The 12338-nt window shown below is 52.0% G+C and carries 8 protein-coding genes and 1 pseudogene; 8 read left to right on the forward strand and 1 reads right to left on the reverse strand.

The features are described from left to right. Nucleotides 1-31 precede the first annotated feature (31 nt). From HAV38_RS18505 to HAV38_RS18540, 8 genes and pseudogenes are all read left to right on the forward strand, one after another. Nucleotides 32-2065 carry a M3 family metallopeptidase gene (locus HAV38_RS18505; protein ID WP_168056851.1) on the forward strand — a complete coding sequence of 678 codons (2034 nt, stop codon included), beginning with the start codon at nucleotides 32-34 and terminating at the stop codon, nucleotides 2063-2065. Between the two features lie 8 nt (nucleotides 2066-2073). Beyond that, a complete protein-coding gene (locus tag HAV38_RS18510) occupies nucleotides 2074-3012 on the forward strand; it encodes an ABC transporter permease (protein ID WP_168056852.1) in 939 nt (312 codons plus the stop codon). A 101-nt stretch (nucleotides 3013-3113) separates the two neighbouring features. Then, a complete protein-coding gene (locus HAV38_RS18515; RefSeq protein ID WP_375791688.1) occupies nucleotides 3114-4223 on the forward strand; it encodes an ABC transporter permease in 1110 nt (369 codons plus the stop codon). A gap of 8 nt (nucleotides 4224-4231) precedes the next feature. Further along, nucleotides 4232-5980 carry an ABC transporter ATP-binding protein gene (locus tag HAV38_RS18520; RefSeq protein ID WP_168056854.1) on the forward strand — a complete coding sequence of 583 codons (1749 nt, stop codon included), beginning with the start codon at nucleotides 4232-4234 and terminating at the stop codon, nucleotides 5978-5980. A gap of 500 nt (nucleotides 5981-6480) precedes the next feature. Then, nucleotides 6481-6948: a helix-turn-helix domain-containing protein gene (locus tag HAV38_RS18525; RefSeq protein ID WP_168056855.1), complete on the forward strand. Its 468-nt coding sequence runs from the start codon at nucleotides 6481-6483 to the stop codon at nucleotides 6946-6948. Continuing rightward, a pseudogene (locus HAV38_RS18530) lies at nucleotides 6945-7250 on the forward strand (PIN domain-containing protein); the annotation flags it as partial. The gene HAV38_RS18525 and the pseudogene HAV38_RS18530, both read left to right, overlap by 4 nt. 759 nt (nucleotides 7251-8009) lie before the next feature. Next, nucleotides 8010-8207, forward strand: a complete 198-nt coding sequence (locus HAV38_RS18535) for a hypothetical protein (protein ID WP_168056857.1) — start codon at nucleotides 8010-8012, stop codon at nucleotides 8205-8207. 17 nt (nucleotides 8208-8224) lie between these two features. After that, nucleotides 8225-8626 (forward strand): hypothetical protein, encoded by a 402-nt coding sequence (locus HAV38_RS18540; RefSeq protein ID WP_168056858.1) that lies wholly within the window; start codon nucleotides 8225-8227, stop codon nucleotides 8624-8626. A gap of 185 nt (nucleotides 8627-8811) precedes the next feature. Here HAV38_RS18540 and HAV38_RS18545 read toward each other — a convergent pair whose 3' ends face one another. Beyond that, nucleotides 8812-11670 (reverse strand): autotransporter domain-containing protein, encoded by a 2859-nt coding sequence (locus tag HAV38_RS18545; protein ID WP_168056859.1) that lies wholly within the window; start codon nucleotides 11668-11670, stop codon nucleotides 8812-8814. Nucleotides 11671-12338: the final 668 nt, after the last annotated feature.

Genomic DNA, 12338 nt, shown 5'->3' on the forward strand with positions numbered 1-12338 from the left:
TTGCGTAACTGCCCTTTTTGCGAAAGAACCCATGAAATTGTCATCCATTTTTACATTGACTTTGCGGCCGCTTTCCATCGCAATATTTTTCCTGACGATGCATCCTGCGCTAGCGTTCCCGTCTGACAATACGCGACCATTGATTCCATTGCTGAAGGCGGAACAAGTCGCGCCTCTTTGTACCCGCACGCTGGTAACGCTACGTCAGCAAGTCTCCGCCATCGCACGCCATCCGGTGGCCCACGCAAATGATACCAAGAGCGTCATGGCAGACTGGAACGCTTTGCAAATCGCCATCGAAAATTTACAGGGACCGGCCGATATCCTCAGCAATGTATCACCTGACAAACAGATCCGCAGTGCCACCGAGGCATGTTTAACCGAACTGAACAAATTCTCTACAGAGTTGCTGCAAAACGAAAAGTTATATGCGCGCTTTAAAGCGATACGTCCGCAAGCATCAAAAGAAAAAAAACTTCGTCAGGATATCCTCGATAGCTTTGAAGATGCAGGCGTCTCATTAGCACCAGATAAACGCTCGCGCCTGAAAGATATTCTCGACAAACTGCAAACGCTGGGTCAGGGATATGCCCGCAACATCCGCGACAACACCCAAAAAGTAACCTTTACACCGGCCGAGATGCAGGGCTTGCCAGCCGCATATTTGGCCCGCATCAAACCGGATATCGACGGTAATTATCATCTGGGTTTTGACTATCCTGATTACAAGCCATTCATGGAATCTGCCGATAATAGCGAGGCCCGCCGCCGTTATCAGATGGCGCTTCAGAACCATGGCACGCCAGCCAATGTAAACGTGCTGAAGGAAGCCATCGATTTGCGGCACGAAATGGCCGGCCTGTTCGACTTGCCCAGCTACGCAAATGTGGTGCTACGCCATCGCATGGCGAAATCGCCAGAAGCGGTGTATGCCTTTCTGGATCAGGTTCAGGGTGCAGTCACCGACCTCGAAATCAAGGAGCTTGCAGAATTGCGCGCTTACAAGGCAGAAATCCAAAAAAGTACCCTAACAGAGACCACGCTGGCGCGCTGGGATTTGGACTACTGGCAGCAAAAACTCAAAATGGCACGCTATAACCTTGATCAGGAGGTGTTACGTCAATACTTTCCCACTGACGCTGCCGTGCCCTGGATATTGCAGGTGTCCGGCACATTGTATGGCGTCGAATTCAAGCGCGTTACGGTGCCCGTATGGGATCCCGAAGTCCAGTATTACGATGTCATTGATAGCAAAACGCACACGCGCATCGCTGGCATCTATCTGGACTTGTTTCCGCGCGAAGGAAAGTACGGGCATGCTGCTGCGTGGGGCACGCGCGGGACCAGCACCCTGGCCCATCGCACGCCGATTTCGGTACTGGTGACCAACCTTGATCGTCGCGGCCTGAACGGCGACGAGCTGGAGACCTTGGTGCACGAGTTCGGCCACGTGCTGCATGGCGTGCTGTCGCACACCACATACGTTAGTCAGGCGGGGACGAGCGTTGAACTGGATTTTGTGGAAGCGCCATCGCAAATGTACGAAGAATGGGCGCGCCGGAAAGAGTCGTTGATATTGCTGTCCGGCTTTTGCAAAACGCCCTGTCCGGTGGTGGATGATGCGATGGTTCAGCGGATGACAGCGGCACATAATTACGGACGCGGCATACGCTACGCACGCCAACTTCTTTACGCTAGTTATGACATGCGCCTGCACGACGCTCAGGCGGCAACCGTCGACCCGTTAGCACTTTGGCAGAAGATGGAAGGCACGACCCCGCTGGGGTACGTTCCGGGAACCGAGTTTCCTGGTCAGTTTGGGCACTTAATGGGCGGTTATGCGGCCGGTTATTACGGCTATATGTGGTCTGAGGTACTAGCGCTGGATATGCTGTCGCGCTATCACGGCAAGCTCATGAACTCGCAGGTTGGTCATTTTTATCGTCAGACGGTTTTGTCGCGCGGTAGTGAAACATCTGCGACGGAGATGGTGCACACCTTCCTTGGCCGCGACCCTGATAGCAAAGCATTCTTTGCTGAAATTTCTGGCAATCGCCTGCAATAAGGACTTCCATGACCGCTTATATCTTGCGCCGCTTGTGGCAAATGGTACCAACGATGCTAGGCGTCATCATGCTGGTATTCTTCTTATTTAATTGGGTCGGAGGCGATCCAGCCTATATTCTGGCGGGCAAGATGTCGAACCCGGCACAGATCGCCAATATTCGCACCCAACTCGGCATCGATCAGTCTTATGTCGTGCAACTATGGATCTTCATCAAACAGATTATGACATTTGACTTCGGTGCCAGCTGGAGCACCGGAGAACCGGTTTCGCACGTTATCATGACCCGCCTCGGCCCTTCATTGACGGTGTTGGTTCCCCTCACGATTCTGGAAACCCTGATCGCCATCGGACTGGCGCTGGCGATAGCGTTTATACGCGGCTCGTTCACCGATCGCATGGTAATGATCGCCTGCACGGTCGGCATGTCGGTCAGCATTCTGGTGTACATCATTTTGTTTCAATATTGGTTCGCTTACAAACTGGGCCTGTTCCCGGTACAGGGTTGGGGCAACAGTTTTAGCGAGAACCTGTTGCGCTATTCGACCCTGCCGATCCTGATCGGGCTGGCGGTCAGCATCGCGCCAAGTTTGCGCTTGTATCGCACCTTCGTTCTGGATGAAATCAATCAGGATTACGTACGCACCGCGCGTGCAAAAGGTCTTAGCGAGACGCGCATCATGTGGGTGCATGTCTTGCGCAACGCGGCAATTCCGATCATCACCAACGTCATGTCCAATTTGCCCGCCCTGCTCATTGGCGCATTCTTGATCGAACGGTTTTTTTCGATTCCGGGTATTGGGCGCGAGGTGATTCTGGCGGTAGAGCGCAGCGACTTCCCTGTAATCAAGGCAATCACGGTGTATGTTGCCGCTGCCACGATGGTGTTTAATCTGCTAACCGATCTGATGTATCAGGCGGTTGATCCACGCGTTCAGCTGCAATAGAAAGCACACACGTCATGTCCGTTCCTATCGATTTCAAAAAGCGAAAAAATCCTGTCGTGAACGTCACAGGCGCGCACGTTGCTACGCTACATGAAGCGGCGATATTGCGTGCTTCGGAACAGTCACCGGGCTTATGGGCCCTGGCATGGCGGCGCTTGCGCGCCGATTGGGTCGCTATGATTTCCCTTATTGTCATGGGATTTTATGTCGTAGTCCTGATACTTTCCGGCACGGGACTGATTACCAGCGACTGGGGTAAAGAGGTAGCGGTGAACTACGCGCCGCCAACTTTTATGGGCGCACAAAACGCCACCGCCAGCCTGAGCGGCAGCGCAGTGACAGAGCCGCCACCAGAGAATCCTCTTGATCCACTGGCAGATATTATTCGGACCTTACGCGCCAGCAAAACCGTCGCGCTCTCTACGCCGTTGATTGCCAATGATTACGGCATCGCTGACCCGCTGCAAGCAGAACTGGTCGCGATCCGGGGGCGGCTTGCGCAGGAAGGAACCAAAATGACCGCTGCCCGCAAACTGACGCTCCCGTTCGGTGCCGATAAATGGGGTCGCGACATCATCAAAAAAACGATTAAGGGAGCGGAAACTTCCATCGTGGTCGGCCTGGTTGCCGCGCTACTGGCAACGGTGTTGGGTACCGTCTTTGGGGCCATATCCGGTTATTTTGGCGGATGGATTGATGATGTTTTCAACTGGTTTTACAGCATATTTACTTCTGTACCGTATTTGCTGTTGATTCTGGCGGTGGCTGCCGTGCTCCAGCAAAAAGGCGTCCTCACGATTGTGCTGATTTTGGGGTTAACCGGTTGGACCGGCACGTTTCGGCTGATCCGCGCTGAGTATCTCAAGCATAAGACGCGCGAGTATGTGATGGCCGCGGATGCGATTGGTGCGTCACACTGGCGCAGGATGTTTTCACATATTTTCCCCAACGTGAGCCATGTGGCTTTGGTGCAATTATCGATTCTGGTCGTCGGATTTATTAAGTCCGAGGTCATCCTTAGCTTCCTTGGCTTCGGCGTGCCGGTCGGGGTCGTGTCTTGGGGCAGTATGCTCAATGAAGCTCAAAACGAGTTAATTCTTGGCAAATGGTGGCAATTGGCCGCAGCCAGTATCGCGATGGCAATACTGGTGACCGCATTTTCGCTGTTCACCGATGCGTTACGTGACGCACTTGATCCCAAGTTGAAATAGGAACCGCCATGAAATTAGCTAGCCCTGCTGTGCCAGATGTGCCGCTTGCCAATTTTGTTTCAGCGGCACCCTTGCTGCAAATACGCGATCTGCGCATCAGTTTTCGTACCGATAAAAAACAATCCGTTGATGCCGTAAAAGGTATTTCCTTTGACATTGAACGTAACACCACCGTTGCATTGGTGGGCGAATCGGGTAGTGGAAAATCGGTCAGTTCGCTGGCAGTTATGGGCTTGCTGTCGCGCGATAGCGCCATCATCAGCTCTGGCAGCAGTATTTTGTTTGAGGGCCGGGATTTGCTGACGCTTTCGATCAGCGAACGGCGTCGGTTGTGCGGCAAAGATATCTCGATGATTTTTCAGGAGCCGATGACGTCCCTGAATCCGGTGTTTTCGGTGGGTTTTCAAATTGGTGAAGTATTGCAACAGCACATGGGCATGAACGCCAACGCCGCCCGCAAGCGCGCTATCGCATTATTAACCGAGGTCGGCATACCGGACCCGGAAAGTCGGATTGATGCATTTCCTAATCAATTATCGGGCGGACAACAGCAGCGCGTAATGATCGCGATGGCTATCGCTTGCGAGCCAAAACTGTTAATCGCGGATGAACCCACCACCGCGCTAGATGTGACCATACAAAAACAGATTATCGATTTAATAGAAACGCTGCGCAACCGTCACAAAATGTCAGTCCTGTTCATTACCCACGATCTGGCGCTGGTGGGCGAAATTGCGGATCGCGTAGTGGTGATGCGCAATGGCGAAGTGCGCGAACAAGGCGCTACCCGACAAATTTTCGAAGCACCGCAAGATGCTTATACCAAGGCGCTGTTACGATGCCGACCATCATTGGATAGTCGCCCGTGGCGCTTGCCCGTGATCAGTGATTATTTGGATGACGATTCCGACGCAGCGCGGCCTGAGCCGAGCGACCGGCAACGCAGCCGCGGCCTCACGGGTACCAAAGAAATTCTGCTCGATGTCCGTAATTTAAGCAAAAGTTTTTACTCACGCGACGGTCTGTTTGGACGTAAAGAATTCAAAGCTGTGGATGACGTTTCGTTTACGCTGACCCGCGGTAAAACCCTGGGCGTAGTAGGAGAATCGGGGTCCGGCAAAACTACCGTGGGTCTCACCTTGCTACGCCTGCATCAGGCTACCAGTGGACAGGCGCTGTTTCAGGGAAAGGATATTTTAGCCATGTCAAACAAAGATTTTATGTCTTACAAGCGGCGTATTCAGATCATTTTTCAGAACCCCTACGCATCGCTCAATCCGCGCTTTACGGTCGGCCAGATTTTACTGGAACCGATGCGCATCCATCGCATTGGCCACGACGATAATGAGCGCGCAGCGGTGGCCCTGCAATTACTAAAAAAAGTGGGTATGCCCGCCGCCACTTTTCACCGCTATCCGCATGAGTTTTCCGGCGGTCAGCGCCAGCGTATCGCCATCGCGCGTTGCCTCACGCTGAAGCCGGAAATATTGGTGTGCGACGAATCGGTGTCTGCACTGGACGTCTCGGTGCAGGCTCAGGTGTTGAATCTATTACAAGATCTGCAAGAAGAATTCGGCATGAGTTATATCTTCATTTCGCACGATTTGGCAGTCGTCAAATACATCGCCGATCAGGTCATGGTGATGCATCAGGGATCGGTAGTCGAGCTGGCAAACTCGGACGAGTTATACCGCAACCCAACCCACGCCTACACGCGGTCGCTACTGAGCGCGATTCCACGGGGGTTGCAAAACTGACTGGTAAGGTAGGGAACGCACAACGCTGCCAGTGTATCGTTAGGTGAGTCCCACAAACAAAAAAAACCCCGCGGGCTTGGTAGCCGCGGGGTAAATCCAAACCTTTAGGAGGTGTTGGAGGAGACAAATGAACTATATCGCAGCGCAGCATGACTGTCTGCTTTTTTAATTGCATAGCAGATATACATAAAACATATACCAATCAACGTTGTGACCCCAGCGCTAGCCCAGGCGCTTCGTTGGGTTCTTGTTCATAATTGGCAAGCCACCGCAGTAGAGCGCCATCTGGCCTTTATCAGCAGCCTTGAACTCCCCCAGTTCAGTTCAAGCGCAACTAAACGTTTTAAGGTGGTTGTAGAATAGCAAATCGAGAAAAATTACTATATAGAAACTTTTCAGGATTGCGGTAAAGCGCGCTCACAGTTCGTTTCGTTTATTTCGATTAAAATTGTCCCAGCAGTGGCACGATCCCACTTCAAACACAGTACCTGGAGATAGCCATGACCACCGCCACCCTTGATCGCACAGTGCTTCCAGATGAAAAGGGAATTATCGCCGCTGTAGAATCAAGTCGCCAACTGGCAGCATTTCTTTCGACAAAGTGTGAGACCCAGCGCGTAGAACTAGTTAACGAGTCCGAACAGCGAGAAGTCATAGAAATGCCTACGTTTGCCCTGCGTCTACTTGGCGAAATTCTCAGCGAACTTGCTTTGGGCAATACCGTTAAAGTGGTTCCCATTCACGCTGAATTGACCAGCCAGGAAGGTGCTGACCTGCTCAACGTTTCACGGCCTCATCTGGTGAAGCTGTTAGATGAAGGTGCATTACCTTTCACCAAAACAGGCAAGCATCGTAGAATCAAGTTTGCTGATTTGATTGCTTACAAAAAACAGCGTGAGCAAGCGAGTTATTCCGCCATGGATGCGCTGGCTGCGCAAGCCCAGGAGTTTGGAATGGGGTATGAATGAGGCATTCCTCGTTCACAGCTTTCTATGACGCAAATGTGCTATATCCCGCGCCGCTTCGTGATTTTTTGATGCACCTTGCGCTGACTGGCGCGTACCGAGCGCGCTGGTCAGCTCTTGTCCATGACGAATGGAAGCGCAATCTTCTCGCAAATCGCTCCGATCTCACACAAGCACAATTGGATCGGACGTCTGCATTAATGGACAAAGCTGTGCCTGACGCCCTCGTGACTGGCTATGAAAGCCTTATTGAGGGGCTCCAGCTACCAGACGTGGACGATCGGCACGTGCTTGCGGTTGCAATCATACTCACGGAGTTCGATTTGTCCCTGATCCGCAGCGTCGCTGCGACGCCAACCGCATCGGCTTCGCCGGTTCGTTGTGCCTGCTACGCTATCGAGGCTACGCGCTGTTGAGCGACATGCCGGTACCGTCAAAAAAAAACCCGCTTACTTTTACAAGTAGCGGGATAAATCCAAACCTTTAGGAGGTGTTGTAGGAGACAAATGAACTATAACGCAGCGCAGCATAACTGTCCGCTTTTTTAATTGCATAGCAGATATACATAAAACATATACTGGTCTGCAGGTCCAATGTGATGCCTATCGCCTTCGGCCCGAACCTTCTCAGCCCTCCGTAATAAACTCGTATGAAATCAAGGCGTTACAACCTACGGCTTGTAACGCTTTTTGTGTGGCCGCCCTCCCAACGCAATGTCACCGAAGTGTAACTCGCGGGAGGAAATGGATTTTTGGCTATTCGTATGCCCGCTCTTTACTGCATTAGCATTTAAACAAAGTTTGCGCTTCCTCACAATCTCCGCTATCGTTTGTTTGTCCCTGAGAAAAAGGGGAACAGGTTTAGTCGCCTGACAACACCAGAGCGCACAAACGGCGTAATGCCGTTTTTTGTGCGTCTGCCTTCGTGCGCCCTCAATGGGCGGCGGTGGCGGGGAAGCCTTCGGGCTTGCTGGATTCTGTGTGTGCCAGTCGACTAACCCTGCTATTTGCCGCCCACCCCGTTTAGTCGCGGGGAGCGGTTTAACCGCACACAGAGAAAACACAATGCCTAACGTTTCGCTTTCCCCGCCCCGTTTACAAATAATCCAACATCTCCCGATTCCATCCAATGCCGTGACAGCAGTGGTGTCCATGGTTGATGCGCGTACTGTCGATCGTCAGAAGAATGTCCGGGTTGTTTGCCATGAACTTGCAACGGATGTTTCCATCGACCTGTTTATATTAATCGGCGGTGCAGCATGACCAAGCGGCGGTGCAGCTTGACCAAACCCACGCCTCTACAGCATGGGCCAGTTATACCAAAAGCTAATCCCCATTTTCGCAGCGTAGAACGCGCACCGTATGAGATGGGCTTTCTACTCAAAGCTATTGCTAACGATGTTTCATCCTTTGCGCTAATCACCGATGATCAGGCACTGGAAGCAGAAGCCATCGCCAGGCACGCAGACAACGCGCAGGAGGTTATATCCCGCGGACTGGAAGCGATTGGCGAGGTCCTGTCTATTGCGGCGTGCAATGCAGAATCAACGGTGAACGGCAGCACCGTTTCCGCGATAGGAGAAATTATCCGACACCTGACGGTCGAAGCCCAACTAATGCGCGACATGGGCGGTTTGATGACAGACACGGTAGCGGCCCACCAAAAAAGGCGCGCGCAATAACTGTGATCAACGCAGCAGCAACTGTCTAATTCACGGTTGCGCTGCTCAAGCAAAAAAGTAACTGGCTTTCGGGCCACTTCCGACCAGCATCCACGGAGCACTAACCGGGTCAGTAACCAAACAGTCAAACCAATTCAGCAATACCTGATAAGAAATTTAATTCATACTTCAAATATCAGCGCGCGCTAATTAAAAATCAAATTAAATCCAACAGAAACTACATTATTACGTAACCCCCCTCGCCCGAACTGGCCATCAAAGTTGGCAAACGTACTCCACTGGCGATTGATCGCCGTTGAAATACCAGCACCGCTCCATCCCGAATTACGCGACAGGCCGATTCCCTGTACCGAGAAAGTACTGCCCGGCGCGCCGGTAAAGGCGGCGGTAAAATCCAGATTTCCGTTAGAAAATGCATGCTGCCATGCCGCATAAGCCTGCAGGCTACTTCTACCGCCAAACCAATCGAGATTAGCCTGAGCGCGTACGCCTAATGCGGACGCGATTTGATGATAAGCCTGACTGTTCGCCATTAATCCAAAACTTCCTCCGGACTCAATAAAGCCGCCACGCTTTAAACGATCATAAGAAACCCCTGCAAATGGTAAGAGCGTTACTGCATGCGACACCGCTACTGCAAAACCTGACTCGACATAGGCTGAAATCATCGTATCGTCATGATTTGCGTTTAGATTCTCGACCTCCGTTCCGGCATAAGCGGTACGCGTAACTTTGCTTGTTATCAGCGCAAAGCCGGTTCGCGCGGATACATAACTACCGCCAGCATCGTCGTCAGAATGTGCGCCCCGATCACTTAGTGCGTAGCGTCCATATAGGGAAACTCCCACACTGTTACTTTTAGCGTTGCCGCCGGAATGATCGAAACTCGCCTGGCTATCCGCGTACGATAATGCAGCACCAACAATGGCCTGATCATTAAGGGGCGTATCCACGCCAAACTGACCGCCTGCCATGGAGGTTGTGGCACCTGCAAAATCGGGATCAGTGAGCTTGCCCGACGCGCCTGTAACGTTGGCCCATAAACCCGCCGTTATCCGCTTATCCTGACTGCCCAATTGCGATAGACGATTTGAAAGATTCCGATTGACAGCTTGCGATTGCTGAAAAGTCAACGCTTGAGCGGACGCATGAATTTGGCCCGACAAACTATCCAGCGATACCGCTAATGCCGCAGCGGTAGGTATCCACTGCACCGCAGCGGCACTAGCCATCATCGCCGCGCCGGTGCCGCCAGTTTGCCCCTTGGTCACCATCGCATCCATTGCTGTCATCGCCTGTTCTACATTGGCGGCGCTGTTGAGGGTGCTTTGGCGGGCGGAAGCCGATTGTACCGCTGCCGTCATAGAACCCCGGCTCAAAGTAAGATCCACCTCTTTAGGTAAATATGTGACCTGAGCATTAATCAGTGGCGGGAAAGCCCCGCCAACAGTTTGAAATCCAACGTCACTAAAAGTATTTACTACAGCTATGCCCGCAGTGATGATCTTTTGAGGCACGCCTTTAGCATGCGCGGTGACGTAAACCGCCGCATCCGGATTACCTGCCGGTACCGTTGCGACTAAATGCGATCCCCCTAAGTTCACGGTACCGCCCACGGTCATAATTGCATTAATGTCGTTAGCAAATACCGCATTGGCAAATGCAGTGTAACTACCGGAGATGGTGAGGCCGCTGCCGATGTTACTCAACCGTCCGTTGCTGGTCACATTATTGGCGATCAATCCCCCGCTTCCCGCCAGGTTGCCGCCCACATCAATCTGCACCGGCGAAGTGATCGATCCTGTGATGTTCAGGGTTCCGTTCGCTATCTTATTAGTGCCGGTGTATGTGTTGACACCAGATAAGGTCAGCGCACCCGTGCCGTCTTTGACCAAGCCCGCATCGCCACCTATCGCGTTGCTAAAGGTTGAGGAGACTGTATCGAAATTGACGATTACATTTGGGCCAAGGGCTAGGCTTTGGGTGAATAATGCAGGTCCGTTAGCGGCCTTGCTGGCGTTGAGCAACCCCCATCCGTACGTAGCCGTATCATTCATGTCAGTCGCCGTAGATAGGATAGTCTGACGCAACAGATCAGCATTCATCCATGGATAGGCTTGCTGCACCATGGCTATCGCGCCGGTCACCATTGGCGTGGAAAACGAAGTGCCATACACCCGCCCTCCCGCACTCAAAGAGACAAAATCACCCGGCGCAGCTAAACACCAATTGGCCGCAACACCGCACTTATTCGCGTAACTGGCACTCGTGCCGGGCACGGTATCGGCACTTGAATAAGCTTGAGTGCCGCCAACCGTATTTACCGCTGTGACCGCTAGCCAGCCCTTTTGCAAATCCGGATACAGCGAGGGCAAACCCGCCGTCAATGTCGGTTGTGCGTTTGAACCATTACCTGTTGCCCAAACCACTAACCCATTTTTTGCAACGACCGGTTGGTAGAGATTGTAGTAGGTGGCGCTATCGGCCGGGACGGAGATAGAACCGACGCCATTAGACTGATTGAATATCCTCACACCTTTGTTAAAAAGATAGGTGTAAATATCAGGATTCAATGCGAGTTCCCCCGTTCTGGTACCGGCAGCAACACCTTGAATTTGTACGCCAGGGGCAATGCCGACATTGGTGCCTGCCAACGCTTCAGCTACCGCTGTACCGTGTTGATCACCATTGCCGCTGGCACCGATAAAACCGCCGCTGCTGTTGGTGCCAGGAGCGGTATATACCGACTTGGTTATGCGACCGCCAAGCTCAGGATCGGAGACATTAAAGTCCGTATCCACCACACCCACCGTCACGCCGGCTCCTGTAATGCCTTGCGCCCGTGCCGGTCCCACATTGCTGGGATCGCTCGTATTGTAAGGAACGGGGTGATATACCCTTTGAGGGGCTAAGGTGCCACCAATCGGTGTAACGGTTGAGGGGGTTTGACTTCCACCGCCACCTCCCCCGCAACCCGAGACGAGGATGGATACCACAAGCGGAACGGCGGCGACCGGAAGATAAGCTCTGCGCTTAGAAAGCATTAAAACCTCGTATTGGATGTGGATGAACTCACCTCAATGAGTGTGCAAATCGTCGATCTGCACATGATGCCAGACGCGAAAATCGTTGTTTTTTGGATGAAACCGAGGAGTTGATTTTGACGGAATATTTTCCGACGCAAGGTGACAAATTGCTCCGCTTATTTTTTTGCGAAGTAACGATGCAGGGGCATCGTCGCACTTCTTATCTTAGGATAATAAAGTCAGGAGCGCGGTCATGGCAATACAATTAAATAAAAATATGTGACGAGCAATAGTTTAAGGACTGCGCCAAAGAACATAAAATTTCGTGGAGGACATTGACCGGCTTCATGAAGTTTTTACAGAGGATAGTAAACCGCTCACTAAATACATTAATTGGAAAAATAAAGGTCACCCTGTGATTTCCTACATGCAATAAAATGTGATTCATAATTTCGTTCAGAAAGCTAATGACTTGATCGCGCCGCGGCTAAGTGGGGCATAACAGGCGTGGGCCAGCCAGAAATTGGGGGATATTATTATTTTGAGTGCCTATAGCGATGATTTTTACATCACCTTCTTCAGGGGTCAATTCTTAGGCGCAATGTTGCCAGAACTAAATACAATGTTGTCAGTCGAATCCGATTGCAATCAATATTTTTTTCCTCTCGATCCCCGCCTTTGGAGGC

This window comes from Glaciimonas immobilis, from assembly GCF_011947285.1.
GTDB classification, from domain to species: domain Bacteria; phylum Pseudomonadota; class Gammaproteobacteria; order Burkholderiales; family Burkholderiaceae_D; genus Glaciimonas; species Glaciimonas immobilis.